The sequence below is a fragment of the Jeongeupia sp. USM3 genome (assembly GCF_001808185.1).
In the GTDB taxonomy this organism is placed as follows: Bacteria; Pseudomonadota; Gammaproteobacteria; order Burkholderiales; family Chitinibacteraceae; genus Jeongeupia.
In genome coordinates this window covers 1,922,739-1,939,686 of sequence record NZ_CP017668.1, presented here as the reverse complement: position 1 = coordinate 1,939,686, position 16,948 = coordinate 1,922,739, and the positions used below count along the sequence as shown (strand labels likewise).

The window sequence follows — 16,948 nt, the reverse complement described above, 5'->3', positions numbered from 1 at the left end:
CGACTTCTGCAAGGGCGACGGCCGCGGGCCGTGGCCCGGTGGACGGGATCACTTGGCAGAAACCCGATAGGGTCAGCTGGACCGGGGGGCGATGCTCCGCCGGGTAGGCGGGCGCAGCGGGACGGTCCGGGGAGGGATCGGCGGACTCTATGCCCGTGCCAGCAGCCCCGACATTGGTGATTTCCCGAGGGTGTTATGCCCGTTTCATTGCCGAACTGTTATGGTCGGCTTGTCGTCAGTTTGGTGAAGCGTTTGCCATGTTGCTCGCTCGATCTGGTAATGGATGACCACTTCATGATGCCGACCGCAAACGACAGCATGGGATTCGCCGACGCGGTCCATGCCGAGTTTCCGCTGCACGCGGCCGGACGCCGGATTGCGCTCCAGATGGCGCCCGACGAGCTGGTTGATCGGCAGACTGGCGAAGGCGAAATCGCACAGGGCGAGTGCGGCCTCGGTCGCATAGCCCCGACCCCAGAACGGCAGACCCAGCCAGAAACCGAGCTCGGGGACGCTATCGAGGCTTTGCAAGCCGATGGCGCCGAGCAGCAGCCCGTCGTCGCGCCGGCGGATGGCCAGCGGCAGCGCAAGCCCGGCGCGCCAGAACGTCGGATGCTGGGCGATCCATGCTGCGGCGGCACCGTCCGGGTAGGGATGCGGGATCGAGGCGGTGGTATCGGCGACCTCGAACATGCCGGCGAGCGACTGTACCCGCGACGCATCCTCGGGATTGAACGCGCCGAGCGACAGGCGCGGGGTGTCGAGCTGCGGATACATGCGGGGGCTCCGGACATAAAAAACCGGCCAGCGAATGCTGGCCGTTTCGGGTGATGCGTCGAATCCGGATCAGTTCTTCGACTGGTCGACGATCTTGTTGGCCTGGATCCACGGCATCATCGCGCGCAGCTTGGCGCCGACGACTTCGATGCCGTGCGCCGCGTTGTTGCGACGGGCAGCGGTCATCGACGCGTAGTTGGTCTGGCCTTCCAGGATGAACTGCTTGGCGTACTCGCCGGTCTGGATGTTCTTCAGCGCCTGGCGCATGGCCTTGCGCGATTCTTCGTTGATCACCTTCGGGCCGGTCACGTACTCGCCATACTCGGCGTTGTTCGAGATCGAGTAGTTCATGTTGGCGATGCCGCCTTCGAACATCAGGTCGACGATCAGCTTCAGCTCGTGCAGGCACTCGAAGTAGGCCATTTCCGGCTCGTAGCCGGCTTCGACCAGGGTTTCGTAACCCATCTTCACCAGCTCGACGGCGCCACCGCACAGCACGGCCTGTTCGCCGAACAGGTCGGTTTCGGTCTCGTCCTTGAAGGTGGTTTCGATGATGCCGGTCCGGCCGCCGCCCACGCCCGAAGCGTACGACAGGGCGGTCTGCTTGGCCTTGCCCGATGCGTCCTGGAAGATCGCGACCAGGTCGGGTACGCCGCCGCCACGGACGAACTCGGAGCGCACGGTGTGGCCCGGGGCCTTCGGTGCAACCATGATCACGTCCAGATCCTTGCGCGGCACGACCTGGTTGTAGTGGATCGCGAAGCCGTGTGCGAACGCCAGCGTGGCGCCCTGCTTGATGTTCGGCTCGATCTCGTTCTTGTACAGCTGCGACTGGAATTCGTCCGGGGTCAGGATCATCACCACGTCGGCGCCGGCAACGGCGGTCTTCACGTCGGTGACCTTCAGGCCGTGGGCTTCGGCTTTCTTGACGGTGGCCGAACCAGCGCGCAGGCCGACGGTGACGTCGACGCCCGAATCCTTCAGGTTGCAGGCGTGGGCGTGGCCTTGCGAGCCGTAGCCGATGATCGCGACCTTCTTGCCGCGGATGATCGAGATGTCACAATCTTTGTCGTAGAAAACGTTCAGTGCCATGAGATTAACTCCTATTGAAATGGGGGCGGGCAAGGCACGCAGTCCGGACCGCGTGCGCTGGCCGGTGTTCAGACTTTCAGAATGCGTTCACCGCGACCGATGCCCGAGGCACCGGTACGCACGGTTTCGAGGATCACCGCCGGGTCGATCGCCTTGATGAAGGCGTCGAGCTTGTCGCCGGCACCGGTCAGTTCGATCGTGTAGCTCTTTTCGGTGACGTCGATGATGCGGCCGCGGAAGATTTCCGCCATCCGCTTCATCTCGTCGCGGTCCTTGCCGGTCGCGCGCACCTTGATCAGCATCAGCTCGCGCTCGATGTGCTCGGCCTCGTTCAGGTCGATCACCTTGACCACTTCGATCAGCTTGTTGAGCTGCTTGGTGATCTGCTCGATCACGTCATCGGAACCGTGGGTGACGATCGTCATGCGCGAGAGCGTCGCGTCTTCGGTGGTTTGCACCGTCAGCGAGTCGATGTTGTAGCCGCGCGCCGAAAACAGCCCGGTGACGCGCGACAGCGCGCCGGCTTCGTTCTCGATCAGGATGGAAAGAATGTGTCGCATGTTCGTTCCTCCTTAGGCGAGATTGCCGTAATCACGGTTGTTGTCGAACGGCACCTGCTGCATGCCGCGCATGTGCGGTGGCAGGTCCATCTGGTTCAGGCCCTTGCCGTTCTGGATCATCGGGAACACGTTCTCGGTCTGGTCGGTGCGGAAGTCGATGAACACCAGCCGTTCCTTCAGCGACGGGCCGAAGGCTTCCTTCAGCACCGGCTCGACGTCGGCCGGGTTCTCGACCTTGAAGCCGACGTGGCCGTAGGCCTCGGCAACCTTGACGAAATCGGGCAGCGCGTCCATGTACGACTCGGAGTAGCGCGTGCCGTAGAAGAACTCCTGCCACTGGCGGACCATGCCGAGGTAGCGGTTGTTCAGGCTCAGCACCTTCACCGGCGTGTGGTACTGCTTGCAGGTCGACAGCTCCTGGATGTTCATCTGGATCGAGCCTTCGCCGGTGACGCAGGCGACCTGCGCATCCGGGTTGGCGAGCTGCGCGCCCATCGCGGCCGGCAGGCCGAAGCCCATGGTGCCGAGGCCGCCAGAGTTGATCCACTGCTTGGGCCGGCGGAACTTGTAGTACTGCGCCGCCCACATCTGGTGCTGGCCGACGTCGGAGGTGACGATGGCTTCGCCATTGGTCACGTTCCACAGCGTTTCGATCACGTGCTGCGGCTTGATCACCTCGGTCGACGGCGTGTACAGCAGGCTGTTCGGCTTGCGCCATTCGTCGATTTGCTTCCACCAGCCGGCGAGGGCGTCGGCGCCCGGCTTGAGGCCGGTTTCCTTCAGCACCGTGATCAGGTCGGTCAGCACGTGCTTGACGTCGCCGACGATGGGCACGTCGACCTTGACGCGCTTGGCGATCGAGCTCGGGTCGACGTCGATGTGGACGATCTTCTTCGGGTTCGACAGGAACTGGCTCGGCACCGAGATCACGCGGTCGTCGAAGCGTGCGCCGATCGCGATCAGTACGTCGCAGTACTGCATTGCCAGGTTGGCTTCGTAGGTGCCGTGCATGCCGAGCATGCCGACGAAGTTCGGATCGGTACCGTCGAGCGCACCGAGGCCCATCAGCGTGTTGGTGCACGGCACGTTCAGGTGCTTGACCAGTTCGGTGACGAGGTCACCGGCACCGCCCTGAACGGCGCCGCCGCCGACGTAGATGAACGGGCGCTTGGCCTCGCTCAGCAACTGGGCGGCCTTCTTGATCTGGCCCGGATGGCCCTTGGTCGGCGGGTTGTAGCTGCGGATCGACACCGACTTCGGGTACTCGAACACGCACTTGGCCTGCGTCACGTCCTTGGGAATGTCGATGACGACCGGGCCCGGGCGACCGGTGGCGGCGATGTAGAACGCTTTCTTGAAGGTGGCGGCGAGATCGCGCACGTCCTTCACGAGGAAGTTGTGTTTCACGATCGGGCGCGAACAGCCGACCATGTCGACTTCCTGGAACGCGTCCGAACCGATCACCGGCGTGCCGACCTGGCCGGACAGCACGACCATCGGGATCGAGTCCATGTAGGCGGTGGCGATGCCGGTGATGGCATTGGTGGCACCGGGGCCGGAAGTGACGAGCGCCACGCCGACCTTGTCGCTCGAGCGCGAGTAGGCGTCGGCGGCGTGCACCGCGGCCTGCTCGTGCCGGACGAGCACGTGCTTGAATTGTTCTTGCTTGAATATTGCGTCGTAGATTTCCAGAACCGCGCCGCCCGGATAGCCGAAGACGAATTCAACGCCTTCTTCCTGCAGACAGCGGGTGACGATCTCAGCGCCTGAGATTTCCATGGGATCACCCTCACAACGAAGTGAAATGTTTTAGATAGCTCCTGCCATCCAGGGTTGAACTTGCTGACACGCTTAGTCTTCGGACCGGGTGAATCGCTTGCTGGCGTGCAAGCGGTTCTGGGACGGCGCAGGTATGCGTCGTACCGTGGTCCTCGACAATCGGCCATGCCGCAAATCCGAGTTCTTTTACCGGGCGGGCCGCCTTCGATCGGGCTTGTGGCCCGAGTTGGGGACGACTGCGGTGTGTTGCGCGGGCGGTGCCATTCGGTGCGTCGATTGCCGCTTCGGCGAACGACGCTGATCTGGATTGGGTGAACGTGTGACGTTAGCGGATCGATCTTGCCTTGGCAAGTTTTTCTGGCCTCGTCAACTGTGCTTTGCTAGCATCGCCGCTGATTTTCAACCCGGTATCGAGGAGAGGGCTCTGGCGACGCAGGCTGAACTCGCCACCTTCCTGGCCGAGGTCGAAAAACGCGCCTTCAGGCAGGCGATGTTCGCGACGCAGAACGAGGATGTCGCGCTCGATCTGGTGCAGGACGCGATGCTGCGGCTGACCGAGCGCTACGCCGGCAAGCCGCCGGCCGAACTGCCGCTGCTGTTCCAGCGCATCCTGCAGAACGCGATCCGCGACCATTACCGGCGGCAGAAGACCCGCAGCTGGTGGACGGTGCTGCTGTCGAGCTTCCAGTCCGACGACGCGGATGCCGACGCGAACGATCCGCTCGACTGGCTGCCGAATCAGCCGACCTCGCCAAGCCCTGAAACGATCCACGATCAGGCGCGGGTGATGGCGCTGATCGAGGAAGGGATCGCCAAGCTGCCGCCGCGTCAACGCGAAGCGTTTCTGCTGCGTTACTGGGAAGAGTTCGACGTGGCCGAGACCGCCGCCGTGATGGGCTGCTCGGACGGCAGCGTCAAGACCCACTGCTCGCGTGCGACGCACGCGCTCGCCGCCTGGCTGGGCCAGCACGGCGTGCAGTGGCAGGCCGATTGAATGGAGGGTGCCCTCATGTCTGTCAGTCCTTCCAACAAGCGTGGCGATGCATCGCTGCTCCGGCAGCTCGCCGATGCGCCGGTGTCGCCGAAAGCGGCGCAACGCCTGGCCGAAGCCCGCCGGAATGCGCTGGCACATGCCCGCCACGGTACGCTGCGCGGCCGGATCACGTCGGCGGGTGCCTGGCTGGCCGGACACGGCCATGCGCGGACGGTGATTGCTGCCGGCGCACTGGGCGCGGCGCTGCTGGCCGGTTCGGGCTGGTACTGGCATCAGCGCGAAGCCGAATATGCGTTCGACAAACAACTGATGACCGACGAGATTCCGCTGGACATGCTCGTCAACGGAAACTTCGATACATGGCACGCCAAATCGCGCTGAGTCTGCTGCTGATTCTGACGGCATTGCCAGCCTGGGCGGCACCGAGCTGGCAGAGCCTGCCGCCGCAGTCGCAATCGCTGCTGGTGCCGTATGCCCAGGAATGGGCGAGCATGCCGGCTCATCGGCGCGACCGGCTGGCCAAGCTGGCCGAGCAGTACCCGGCGCTGCCGCCCGAACAGCAGGCGCGCCTGCGGGCCCGCCTGGGCGAATGGGCCAGACTGACCCCCGAACAGCGCGCCAAGGCGCGTGACAACTATCGCAAATGGCAAAGCCTGCCGCCGGCCGAGCGTGAACGGCTGGTTCAGGCACGCCGTTCCGCCAGCGCCGTGGCCTCGGCGCCAGCCTCCCTTCGACGCGGACACTGATCTTGAGCCTTTCTTCCCTGCAGACCGATGCCTTGCCGCTGGCAGGCTGGTGGCGACGCTGCTTCGCCTGGTGGTACGAGCTGTTGCTGTTGATCCCGGTCGTCCTGCTGGTGCAGGTGCTGTATCAGCTCGGATTCCAGCTGCTGACCGGCGCGCCGGTGACGGCGGTTTCGGCCAGTGCCGGCTTGCGGGCGCTGAATTTTGCGGTGCTGGTGACTGCGGTGTTCGGCTATTTCACGCTGTGCTGGCGCCGCGGCGGCCAGACGCTGGCGATGAAAACCTGGCGCTTGCGGCTCGATGGCGCAGCGGGTGGGCGGGCGCCGTGGCCGGCACTGGTCATGCGTTTTGTCGCTGCGGCCATCTGCTACCTGCCGTGTGCGCCGCTGTGGGCGCTGGCCTGGCACGATCGCGCCTGGCTGCCCTGGGCGTGGATGAGCTGCGCCTGGCTGATGGCGCCGTTCGTCTGGGCGTGGTTCGATCGCGACGGCCTGCTGCTGCAGGACCGCGTTGCCGGGACCCGCATCGTCCGCATCCCGCCACGCGCCCGAACCGCTTAATCTGGTGCTTGCACAGGAATGTCGATGTCGCTCGGAGCCAGGGTGTATCAATCTTGAAACATCCTGGCCCGGTGCTGCCGAATCCGGCGCGGTGCAAGGCCGGGCCTGGGTTTCGAGCCTGGGGCGCGTGCGGCGCCGGCGATGCACTGTTTCACGGCTGAGACAGCGCCATTAGCGAAAATCCGGCCGTGGTGCCGGTGGGTTTTACGAAAAACCCTGTTGATACAATGCATTAGGCGACATTTTCTAAGCTGGCATGGCTGTTGCAATGTCAAGACTGCGTCCGCTGGATTGGGCGCGCTCTTCCCGTAAGGGATCACTTGTCTGAGGAGATAATGTGATGAAGAAGCTAGCAATCATCGCCGGTCTGACCATGGCGTTCGGTACGTCTGCGGCTTGGGCCGTTATCGACAACAACTCGAACAACACGGCACAGGTGCCGGTGTTCGACAGTGCGGCGGCGGATGACGGTAGCGTGGCGATCTCGAACGATTCGCACGATCGCACCAACACCAATTCGAACAACAAGACCTACACGAAGACCGATTCGCACGACAAGACGTCTACGTCTACCAAGACCTACACCAAGACCTACACCAAGACATCGACCGACATCGATATCGACACTAGGACCAAGACCAACAGCGACAACTCGGCCAACAGCTCGGCCAAGAACGGCAGCGTGTCGGCAACCACCGGCGGCACCGCTGCGTCGTGGAAGGACGTCGGCAATACGTCGAACAAGGCGTACAACTCGTTCAACACGACCACGACCACCACGACCACCAACATCAACAAGAACCGGATCGATGCCGACCAGGGCGGTCTGGCGCTGGCCTTCCCGTTGATGGGCTCGAGCAACAGGAGCGGTGGCGGTGATGCCAACAGCAACGCAAACGGCGGCAGCGGCGGCAACGGTGGTGCAGGCGTGGGTGTCGGTCTTGGTGCACTGTTCGGCGCAGGGGTTGGCCTCGGTACCGGTGGCGCCGGTGGCAACGGTGCCGGCGCCGGCAGCGGCGCCGATGGCGGTGCGGGCACCGGCGTGTCGTTCGTGTCGCTGACCTCGGGTGCGGCGTCGATTGCCGGTGTGACGGTCAACGGTGTCGGTGCCTTGCAGAACAACGCCGGTCTGGGTTCGCTGCAACAGCAACAAAACAATGTGCAGATCAACGCCAGCATCCTGCCGTAAACGGGGATTGCTGAGTTGAGACGGGCTGACCGGGATTCGCAGTCGGGATCCCGGTTGCCCCAACCTGACTGCGCATCGGCATGCGTCGATGCGGCGGGCAATGCGGACGGGAGGGGTCAATGCTCAGAATTGCATTCGGTCTTGCGCTGGTTTCGGCATGGGCATTTGCCGAACAGCCGGTGGCCATGATCGAAAACAACCGGATCGACATCGATACGAATGCGATCAATGTCAATCAGCTCGGTACCGTCAGTGCATCGACCGGACTCCTCGGGCCTAGCCCGGTTGTGCCGGTGATGTCGTCCGGCAATACCGAGATCAACAACGTCAATATCAACGGCTTTGGCGTGGTGTCGGCCAATACCGGCAATAACGCGCTGATCCAGCAATCGATCAGTGTCGGGGCCAATGTGCAATCGCTGCGCTAGCGGCGGGCCGGATGGCATACTCGCGGTCGGATTATTGTGCGGTAGTGCAGAAGGTGCTGCCAGTGCAGAGCGGGGGGTGTGATGAAAGCAACGAAGGCAATCATGGTGACGCTGGTGTGGGGTATCGCCGGTGTCGTGCACGCCGTCGACCTGCCGGAGATCGGCGATCGTCTGGTGCTGCCGGCGGCTTCGGCGGCGGTGGATGACTTGTCCGCGCAGCAGGGAACCGCGGGGGTCGCCAGCACCAAGATCAAGGAAACCATGACGACCGCGAATATCGCGGCGCAGACCGGCAGCGTGATCAGCGCACTCGAGCATGTCGCGTCCGGTGCGAACACGATCGGCGCCGGCGCACTGGCCGGGATGAACGGCATCGGCACCATCATCCAGAACACCGGCAATTCGGTGATGATCCAGAACTCGACGATTTTGAATGTCGCCGTGCAGTAGCGCCGTGTACGGGAGGATGCATGCGTAATCAGGGGATGAAAATTGCCGCCATCGTGCTGTCCATGGTTGGCAACGCGGCTTGGAGCGCGCCGATCTCAGTGGCCACCGGGCCGTTCAACAGCTATCAGATCAATGTGACGACCTTCAAGGAAAAGGCCTTCACCAATACCGTTCGGCAAAAATACGACTTCAGCTGCGGTTCGGCCGCATTGGCGACCTTGCTGAATTATCACTATACGCATTCGACCGACGAGGCTCAGGTCTTCAAGGGCATGTATGCACATGGCAATCAGGGGTTGATCCAGAAGTACGGGTTTTCAATGGCCGATATGAAAACCTACGTGGAAAGCCTGGGTTTCGAGGCCAACGGCTTCAAGATTTCGTTGAACGATCTGGCGGATATTGGCGTGCCGGCGATCGTGGTGCTGGACTTGGGCGGCTATCGCCATTTTGTCGTGGTGAAGGGTATTTCGGATCAGTGGGTTCTGGTCGGAGATCCGGCGGTCGGGATCAAGTCGTATACCCGCCCGGCCTTCGAAAAGATGTGGGGGCAGGTCGCTTTCCTGATTCTCACCCACAAGAGCACCGGGCAAAAAGGCTTCAACAGCTCGGCCGATTGGGGGGGGGTGACCAAGGCGCCGGTGGCGTCCGGCGTCTTTGCCCCGAATCTGGCCAATTTCAGTGTGAATCTACCGGGGCCCAACGACTTCCGCTTCTAGACCGCGGGGATCGGGGATCTGTTGATTGAGGGCACAGCGGGGTGACTTATGAAACGCGTAGCGACCCGGGTCCATCTGACGACACTCTGCATCCTGGCCCTGACGACGCATTGCGCATGGGCAGACGTGCCGCCGGAGGCCGTTGAGGCTGGGGAAGTGCCGATTGCGCAAGCGATGCCGGGGGTATTGAACGAAAGTGCCCTGCCGGCATCTGCTCCTGACGGAGACCGGATCATTCTTGCCGAGGCCGGGCGGATCGATCATGCCGGTTTGACCGAGATCCGTGCTGGCGCCGATCTGGGCGGTGCGCTGTCGGTATCGTTTGCCATCGAGCGCAAGGTGTCGATCGACGGGCAAATCCTTGCGGCAACGGCTTTCAAGTGGAGCAACCAGCCCGCCGCCAATGGGGTCTCGGCATCGGTCGCAAGTTCGCTGGGGGCCGCTGCGCAGGCCGGCGCACTGGTGTCCGGGGCGGTTGGAGGGGGCGGAACTCAGGTCACGCTGATCAGCATTCCCAATAATGTGCTGCCGGTCCAGGTTATCCAGAACAATGTCGATAATCGCGTCATTCAGGCAAGCACGGTATTGAATGTATCAAGCAGTTCGTTTTCGCAGGCGTTGAATAATCGGGTGCTGGACTCCCTGAGAAACAGTGTCGTGCAGGGGATTCGGTAGGCAGGTCGTTTGGACGACGCAATGAATGACAATCGGGGGCTTGGCCCCCGATTTCGTTGGGCTTAAAGCTCGGCGGTCAGAAGGTGACCGGCAGTCGAAGGGTCATTTGCACATCGGGGGAGTAGTCGGTCGTGCCGATGCCCAGACTCAGATTCGCCGTAGTACTGGCGTTGATCCTGTAGGACAGGCCGAGTTGCAGTATCCCGACCTGCACAAAGGTTGAACCCTCCGGAATCGAGCCATTGATCTTGGTCTTGGTGATGATGCTGTGGTCGTATGACAAGCTGAACGAGCTGCGCTCATTGATACCGAAACCCATGCCGATGGCAATCTGATAGACGTCGCCAGGATCGACTTCACCAACATGTTCTTCCTTGACCGTGAACTGGTTGGGGACAAGGGCCGTCGTATCCGGCACGCGATAAGCAATCGTTTTGTCGACATCTTTCTTGATATTCCACATATAACTCAGGCTGCCGAAAAACACGGCCGGGTCGGAAGGTACGATCGCGGAAAGCGTCCCTTGCAGCCCCCAAAATCCGGAGCCGGTCGGCAACTCGGTCGCCAAGCCGGTTTTGATGTCGTACGGAACGTCGAAGGAGCCGGTGCCGGTGTCCGATTTGGCACGAATTGCCGCGACATAATAGGGATTTCCGGCTGGCGGTTGATTGAGCTGGTAACGCAATGCGAGTTCTACGTCGCTAATCCCTTGGCCGGTGGTGTTGAATACGGTCGGATCGATCGAGCCGTTCAGGAACGGACGATCCTGCGCTTCGTCCCTTGAGTAGATGTAGGGTATGCGAAGTTCGACTTCCGTCCGCTCGGTAATGCCGTAGCGGGCGGCAATGGCCGCAGTCAGGGTGGAGCGGTTCTCCTGGCGGATATCGATCAGGCCGACCGTCACAGCCGGAATGACCGTGTAACCAACCAGCGCCACCCGGCTGCCATTGGTGTACGAGTACTGGAGCGACGGGTCCAGCACTAGGGTGCCCTTGGGCGTCAGGACACCAGGGGCGAGAATGTCGGCCGCTTCCTGCAAGGTCATCGTCGGTTGTGATGACTTGAGCGTAGGGGGCTCCTCGCTAGGGGGCGCGGCGGTAGGGTCCGCCTGTGCCTGTTGGGGGGACGCTGCAACGGCTTCCGGCGGCTCGGACGGCGTTTCGGCCTGTGCCTGCTGGGGGACCGCGGCTTCGGCGACCGTGGCGGCAGGGGCTGCGTCGACGACGGGGACGGCCTCGATGACCGGTGCGGCCGCAAGCGGCGTTGATGTTACCGTGGCTTCGGGTTCCGGCTCGGCGGCGTAAGTGGCGCCCGCCAGGCTGACGGCGAGTCCGGCCAGCGCAAAGGGGTTGAGTCGATGACGCATCGTATTCTCCTCTCCAAAGGATCGAAGCGGTCAGACCCGGCCCCCGCAAGTCGGGAGCATTGCTGGCCGGCTTACTGTTTGAGTTCTAACTTGTTGATCAAACGGTAAAGCGTCGAGCGCGACAGCCCCAGCTGTCGGGCGGTTTCGGTGATGTTCTGTTTGTTGATCAGCAGTGCGTGCTCGATCAGGTCGCGCTCGGCCTGGTCGCGCGCCTGCCCGAGCGAGGCGCCGTTTGCGGCATCGCAAGCCGGGGCGTCGAGCAGCAGGTCTTCGGCCGAGATCAGCCGGTGCTCGCTCATGACCATGGCGCGGCGCACCCGGTTGATCAGTTCGCGGACATTGCCGGGCCAGCCGTAGCGCGACATCGCCTGCTTGGCGCGCAGGCTGAAGCCCTGGACATGGGCGTTCTTTTCGCTCGAGAACACCTCGAAGCACCAGTCGGCGAGCAGGTCGACATCGTCGAGGCGTTCGCGCAGCGGCGGCACGGTGACGCGCAGCACGTTGAGCCGGTAGAACAGGTCTTCGCGGAAGCTGCGTGCCGCCACGGCAAGTTCGAGGTTGACGTGGGTCGCGGCGATCACGCGGACGTCGACGTCGATCGGCGTGTGCCCGCCGACCCGCTCGATGCAGTGCTCCTGCAGAAAACGCAGCAGCATTACCTGCGACTCGAACGGCAGGTCGCCGATTTCGTCGAGGAAGACGCTGCCGCCGTTGGCCGACTCGATCAGGCCGATCTTGCGCTGGTTGGCACCAGTGAACGCGCCTTTCTCGTAGCCGAACAGCTCGGACTGGATCAGGTTGACCGGGATCGCGCCGCAATTGACGGCGATATACGGCTGCTGCGCCCGCGCCGAATGGCGGTGGATCGCCCGGGCGACAAGCTCCTTGCCGGTGCCGCTTTCGCCCTGGATCAGTACCGGTGCATCGCTGTTGCTGATCTTTTCCAGATTGCCGTACAGCCGCTGCATCGACGCGGACCCGCCGACCATGCCGAACTGCCCCGGCCGGGCCGTACCGCGGCAGCGTTCGCGCATCTGCGCGCGGCCCCAGGCGTGGCCGAGCGTCACCGCCAGCCTGTCGAGGTCGGCCGGCAGGGTGTGGTAGTCGAAGCAGGTGCCGGCGATGAAGCGGCCGACGTCGGCAGCGTCGAGCACGTCCGGCGGTGCGGCGACGATCCATTCGATCTGCGGGTGACTGGCGGTGAGGGTTTCGAGCTGGTCGAACGCGACCGGCACTTCGGGCTCCAGATGGATCACGCCGACCTGGATGTTGTGAGTGTGGATCTGCTGGTGGGCGCTGGCGGGGCTTGTCGCAATGGTCCATTGCCAGCCGGGGATGAGGTCGGGCAGCGGTGCCGGATTCGAACGGTCCGGCTCGCTGCTGTAGAGCAGCAGGGCACGCGAATTCACCGTGATCTCCCTATCCTGCAACGCATACGCAGTATGTAAAGTACGGTGCTGCCGGCGCGGGGCAAGGCGTGCCGCAATGCCGGAAAGGCGGCATGGCGATGCGCCGTCATTCCCGGCCAGGACTGCGATGCGACTTCAGGTGCTTATTGCCAACTGGATGTTCCCAAGAATGGGTGAGCAGTCCTGCTAAATCAAGGAAATGGCAGGTGGCGGGCGGGCATTTCCACGATGGCGCGACGAGCGGCAAGCAGGCGGGAGGCAGCCTGCCGCACGTCAGCCGGTTTGTGAAATACCCCCGGCCAGAGCGCGGCGGGGTGGCTACAAAGTACGTCCGTTGAGTAAGTAAAATTCTTTCTTTAATTGAAAGAACTTTGTCGCCGCTCGCAACGAATGCCCGTCCACACCAGCGCCAGCAAGCTCAGTAGCCAGGTCAGCAGGATCGGTGTGTTGTGCCAGCGCCCGTAAGGCGTCAGCCCGGTCCGGTTGACAGCCTGTCCTTCCAGCACCGCACGCTGCCGTTGCGGCAAGCGCGCCTGTACCCGGCCCCGGTGGTCGACGATTGCGGTGGCACCGGTATTGGTCGAGCGCAGCATGTAGCGGCCGGTCTCGAGCGCCCGGGCCTGCGACATCTGCAGCTGCTGTTCGGCGGCCCACGATCCGTCGAACCAGGCGAGGTTGCTGAAGTTCACCAGCATCGTTGCTTCCGGCAAGGCCTGGAGGATGTCGGTAGCGAATACGTCCTCGTAGCAGATGTTCGCCGCCAGCCGGGTCGGGCCGATGACGAACGGCGGCTGCTTGAACGCGCCGCGCGAGAAACCCGAGAGCGGCATGTCGAGGAAGCGGTACATCCAGCCGAACAGCCACGGCACCGGCACGAATTCGCCGAACGGCACCAGATGCTGCTTCTTGTACACCGGCTGGCGCGGGTCGGTCAGTACCATCGCGCCGTTGTAGTACTCGTCGGCCCCCTTGCCCTGCAGCGGCACGCCAAGCACCAAGGCGCGTTCGCCGACTGCCGACCGCAGCGTGTCGAGATACCAGTCGGGCACGTCGGTGAGAAAGGCCGGAATCGCCGTTTCCGGCAGCACGACAAGCTCGCCCCTGGCCTGCCGGGCTTGCTGCAGGTTGACGCGCAGGTTGTCGAGGTAATGGGCGCTGTTCCACTTCATGTCTTGCGCGATATTGCTTTGCGCCAGACTCACGCTGACGGGCTTGCCGACCGGCGTCGTCCACTCGACCTGCAGCAGGCCCCAGCCGGCGAGCCAGAGCGCCGCGACGCCGGCCCAGCGGCGCGGGTCGCGCCAGCGCGCCAGCACGATGCCGACGCCGAGCAGCAGCAGCCAGCCGACGCCCATGCTGCCGACGATCGGCGCGTAGCCGGCCAGCGGCCACGACGGAATCTGCGAGGTACCGGTTTCGGCCCATGGAAAACCGGTGAACAGCGTGCCGCGCAGCCACTCGCTCGCGCAGAACAGCGTCGGCAGCAGCAGCGGCAGGCGCAGCGGTTCGGGGCAGGGCAGGCGCCGGCCGAGCCCGGCGGCCAGCGCCGGGAACAGCGCCAGATAGGCGCCGAACAGCAAGGTGCAGCCGGCGGCCATCCAGCCGGGCATGCCGCCGAAGGTATGCAGGCTGATGTAGACCCAGTAGACGTTGGCGACGAAGTAGCCGAGCCCCCAGGCGTAGCCGGCCAGCATCGCGGCACGGACCGACGGCGCGCGGCCGACGCCCCACAGCCAGCCGGCCAGCGACAGCGGCATCAGCACGCCGAGATAGAGCGGCGCGAACGAAAACACACTGGCCGCCCCGCAGGCGGCCAGTGCAAGCAGACCGGCGAGTCTGTTCTTGAACATCAGCTGGATTCTTCCTCGGTCAGCACCGCGCGCTTCTCGATCAGTACCGAGTGGACGCGGCGGCTGTCGGCGCGGACGATCTGGAAGCGGAAGCCGTCGAATTCGACCGCTTCGCCACGCTTGGGCACATGGCCGAAATGGTGGGTGACGAGGCCGGCGACGGTATCGAACTCGGCGTCGGAGAAGCGGCTGCCGATTTCCTCGTTGAGATCGGCGATCTCGGTCAGCCCCTTGACGCGCCAGTAGCCGCGGCGGTCGACGACGATGTTGTCCTCGGTTTCGTCGTAGTCGTACTCGTCCTCGATGTCGCCGACGATCTGCTCCATCACGTCCTCGATCGTCACGAGGCCGGCGACGCCGCCGTATTCGTCGACGACGATGGCCATGTGGTTGCGGTTGTTGCGGAAATCCTTGAGCAGCACGTTGAGCCGCTTGGCCTCGGGGATGAACACCGCCGGGCGCAGCATGTCGCGAACGTCGAAGTCCTTGTCGCCGGCGTAGTAGCGCAGCAGGTCCTTGGCCAGCAGGATGCCGAGCACGTGGTCCTTGTTGCCGTCGATGACCGGGAAGCGCGAGTGCGCGGTCTCGATGACGAAGGGAATGAAGGCGGACGGCGGCTGGCTGATGTCGATCACGTCCATCTGGCTGCGCGGCACCATCACGTCGCGCACCTGCATGTCGCCGACGTTGAGCACGCCCTCGATCATGCCGAGCGCATCGGCGTCGAGCAGGTGGCGCTCGAAGGCCGAATGGAGAATTTCTACGAGTTCGCCGCGGTTTTCAGGCTCCCGCAGCAGGAAATGCGTCAGTCGTTCCAGCCACGACGGTTTGGGACTGGGGGACGAGGGATCGTCCATGCTTGCTGCTACTCCGTGTCGGTGCGATACGGGTCATCATACCCGAGCGTTGTGACGATTTGCGTCTCGAGCGCCTCCATTTCGTCGGCTTCGGCATCGACGATATGGTCGTAGCCCTGCAGGTGCAGCGTGCCGTGGACGATCAGGTGGCAGTAGTGCGCATCCAGCGTCTTGCCTTGATCAAAGGCTTCGCGCTCGACCACCGGCGCGCACAGCACCAGATCGCCGAAGAGCGGCAGGCCTTCGATCGCCGGCATGTCGTCGTCGAAGGTGAAGGTCAGCACATTGGTCGCGTAGTCCTTGCCGCGGTAGTCGCGGTTCAGCTGCCGCCCTTCGTCGGCATCGACGATGCGCACGGTGAGTTCGGCGGCTTTCACGCCGGGCCGCAGTGCCGCTTCGATCCAGCCCTTCAGCTGCGCCTTGCCGGGCAGACCGGCGGCGTCGGTGGCAAGCTGCAGCGCGAGTTTCAGCCGGCGGCTCATTCCTTGGCCTCCGGCGTGCGGCGGCTGCGCTGACCGGGTTCCTCGGCGGCGGCGCGGGTCTTGGCGGCGCGCTCGTAGGCGTCGACGATCTTCTGTACCAGCGGATGGCGGACGACGTCGGCGCTGGTGAAGTGATGGATGCCGATGCCGCGCACGCCCTTGAGGACGTCCTGCGCGTCGACGAGGCCGGACTTCTGGTTCTTCGGCAGGTCGGTCTGCGTCGGGTCGCCGGTGATCACCGCCTTCGAACCGAAGCCGATCCGGGTCAGGAACATCTTCATCTGTTCGGGCGAGCTGTTCTGCGCTTCGTCGAGGATCACGAACGAATGGTTGAGCGTGCGGCCGCGCATGAACGCCAGCGGGGCGATCTCGATCACGCCCTTCTCGAACATCCGCGTGACCTTGTCGAAACCCATCAGGTCGTAGAGTGCGTCGTACAGCGGCCGCAGATACGGGTCGACCTTCTGCACCAGATCGCCTGGCAGGAAACCGAGCTTCTCGCCGGCCTCGACCGCCGGCCGCACCAGCACCAGCCGCTTGACCGCGTCGCGCTCGAGCGCGTCGACGGCGCTGGCGACGGCGAGATAGGTCTTGCCGGTGCCGGCCGGGCCGATGCCGAAGGTGATGTCGTGTTCCTGGATCGCCTTCAGGTAGGCGTTCTGCCCCGGCGTGCGGCCCTTGAGGTCGGTGCGGCGGGTCTTCAGCTGCGGCGCGTCCGGGTCGGCCGGCAGGTCGGACGGCGTGCGGCTCATTTCGATCAGCCCGAGCTGCACCGTGTCGATGTCGAGCGCTTCGGTGGCCTGGAAGTAGAAGTACTCGAGCGCGTCGAGCGCGGTACGCACCTGCGGCGCTTCGCCCGAGACGCGGAAGTGCGCGTCGCGGCGGACGATGTTGACGTCGAGTGCGGTCTCGATCTGCTTGAGGTTCTCGTCGAGCACGCCGCACAGGTTGGCGAGGCGTGCATTGTCGACGGGCTGGAAGGAAATCTTGTCGGTATGCAAAACGGGATCCTGTTGAT

The 16,948-nt window shown here is 63.8% G+C and carries 19 protein-coding genes; 9 read left to right on the top strand and 10 right to left on the bottom strand.

Features of this window, described 5'->3' with window-relative positions:
* Window positions 1-204: 204 nt before the first annotated feature.
* The 4 genes from BJP62_RS09200 to ilvB all read right to left on the bottom strand — a co-directional run bounded on the left by BJP62_RS09200 (window position 205) and on the right by ilvB (window position 4,208).
* Window positions 205-777: a GNAT family N-acetyltransferase gene (locus BJP62_RS09200; protein ID WP_070529209.1), complete on the bottom strand. Its 573-nt coding sequence runs from the start codon at window positions 775-777 to the stop codon at window positions 205-207.
* Between the two features lie 69 nt (window positions 778-846).
* Complete coding sequence (ilvC, locus tag BJP62_RS09195) at window positions 847-1,863, bottom strand: ketol-acid reductoisomerase (protein ID WP_070532545.1); 1,017 nt, start codon at window positions 1,861-1,863, stop codon at window positions 847-849.
* Between the two features lie 74 nt (window positions 1,864-1,937).
* Window positions 1,938-2,429, bottom strand: a complete 492-nt coding sequence (gene ilvN, locus BJP62_RS09190; RefSeq protein WP_070529208.1) for an acetolactate synthase small subunit — start codon at window positions 2,427-2,429, stop codon at window positions 1,938-1,940.
* A gap of 12 nt (window positions 2,430-2,441) precedes the next feature.
* Window positions 2,442-4,208 (bottom strand): biosynthetic-type acetolactate synthase large subunit, encoded by a 1,767-nt coding sequence (ilvB, locus tag BJP62_RS09185; RefSeq protein WP_070529205.1) that lies wholly within the window; start codon window positions 4,206-4,208, stop codon window positions 2,442-2,444.
* Window positions 4,209-4,578: 370 nt separating this feature from the next.
* Between ilvB and BJP62_RS09180 the strand changes: the two genes are divergently transcribed.
* From BJP62_RS09180 to BJP62_RS09140, 9 genes are all read left to right on the top strand, one after another.
* Window positions 4,579-5,202 (top strand): RNA polymerase sigma factor, encoded by a 624-nt coding sequence (locus BJP62_RS09180; RefSeq protein WP_308417872.1) that lies wholly within the window; start codon window positions 4,579-4,581, stop codon window positions 5,200-5,202.
* 15 nt (window positions 5,203-5,217) lie between these two features.
* Complete coding sequence (locus tag BJP62_RS09175; protein ID WP_070529202.1) at window positions 5,218-5,583, top strand: DUF3619 family protein; 366 nt, start codon at window positions 5,218-5,220, stop codon at window positions 5,581-5,583.
* The gene (locus BJP62_RS09170; RefSeq protein ID WP_070529200.1) at window positions 5,562-5,948 is read left to right on the top strand and encodes a DUF3106 domain-containing protein; all 387 of its coding nucleotides are present in this window, start codon (window positions 5,562-5,564) and stop codon (window positions 5,946-5,948) included. Before BJP62_RS09175 ends, BJP62_RS09170 begins: the two co-directional genes overlap by 22 nt.
* 2 nt (window positions 5,949-5,950) lie before the next feature.
* Entirely contained in the window at window positions 5,951-6,505 is a 555-nt protein-coding gene (locus BJP62_RS09165; RefSeq protein WP_070529198.1) for an RDD family protein, read from the top strand.
* 340 nt (window positions 6,506-6,845) lie between these two features.
* Window positions 6,846-7,694 carry a hypothetical protein gene (locus BJP62_RS18665; protein ID WP_070529195.1) on the top strand — a complete coding sequence of 283 codons (849 nt, stop codon included), beginning with the start codon at window positions 6,846-6,848 and terminating at the stop codon, window positions 7,692-7,694.
* 119 nt (window positions 7,695-7,813) lie between these two features.
* Window positions 7,814-8,122: a hypothetical protein gene (locus tag BJP62_RS09155; RefSeq protein ID WP_070529193.1), complete on the top strand. Its 309-nt coding sequence runs from the start codon at window positions 7,814-7,816 to the stop codon at window positions 8,120-8,122.
* 102 nt (window positions 8,123-8,224) lie between these two features.
* Entirely contained in the window at window positions 8,225-8,572 is a 348-nt protein-coding gene (locus BJP62_RS09150) for a hypothetical protein (protein ID WP_145927157.1), read from the top strand.
* A 20-nt stretch (window positions 8,573-8,592) separates the two neighbouring features.
* Window positions 8,593-9,291, top strand: a complete 699-nt coding sequence (locus BJP62_RS09145; RefSeq protein ID WP_083300811.1) for a C39 family peptidase — start codon at window positions 8,593-8,595, stop codon at window positions 9,289-9,291.
* A 48-nt stretch (window positions 9,292-9,339) separates the two neighbouring features.
* Entirely contained in the window at window positions 9,340-9,966 is a 627-nt protein-coding gene (locus BJP62_RS09140) for a hypothetical protein (RefSeq protein WP_070529186.1), read from the top strand.
* Window positions 9,967-10,042: 76 nt separating this feature from the next.
* Here the strand turns inward: BJP62_RS09140 and BJP62_RS09135 are convergent, their stop codons facing one another.
* The 6 genes from BJP62_RS09135 to BJP62_RS09110 all read right to left on the bottom strand — a co-directional run bounded on the left by BJP62_RS09135 (window position 10,043) and on the right by BJP62_RS09110 (window position 16,931).
* Window positions 10,043-11,332: a hypothetical protein gene (locus BJP62_RS09135; RefSeq protein ID WP_070529185.1), complete on the bottom strand. Its 1,290-nt coding sequence runs from the start codon at window positions 11,330-11,332 to the stop codon at window positions 10,043-10,045.
* Window positions 11,333-11,403: 71 nt separating this feature from the next.
* Complete coding sequence (locus BJP62_RS09130) at window positions 11,404-12,741, bottom strand: sigma-54 dependent transcriptional regulator (protein ID WP_145927156.1); 1,338 nt, start codon at window positions 12,739-12,741, stop codon at window positions 11,404-11,406.
* Between the two features lie 356 nt (window positions 12,742-13,097).
* Window positions 13,098-14,591, bottom strand: a complete 1,494-nt coding sequence (gene lnt / locus BJP62_RS09125) for an apolipoprotein N-acyltransferase (protein WP_070529184.1) — start codon at window positions 14,589-14,591, stop codon at window positions 13,098-13,100.
* Window positions 14,591-15,448: an HlyC/CorC family transporter gene (locus tag BJP62_RS09120; protein WP_070529183.1), complete on the bottom strand. Its 858-nt coding sequence runs from the start codon at window positions 15,446-15,448 to the stop codon at window positions 14,591-14,593. Before BJP62_RS09120 ends, lnt begins: the two co-directional genes overlap by 1 nt.
* Before the next feature lie 8 nt (window positions 15,449-15,456).
* On the bottom strand, window positions 15,457-15,930 hold the full coding sequence (gene ybeY, locus BJP62_RS09115; RefSeq protein ID WP_070529181.1) for an rRNA maturation RNase YbeY: 474 nt from the start codon (window positions 15,928-15,930) through the stop codon (window positions 15,457-15,459).
* On the bottom strand, window positions 15,927-16,931 hold the full coding sequence (locus BJP62_RS09110) for a PhoH family protein (RefSeq protein ID WP_070529178.1): 1,005 nt from the start codon (window positions 16,929-16,931) through the stop codon (window positions 15,927-15,929). The genes ybeY and BJP62_RS09110 overlap by 4 nt, the downstream gene beginning before the upstream one ends.
* Window positions 16,932-16,948 lie beyond the last annotated feature (17 nt).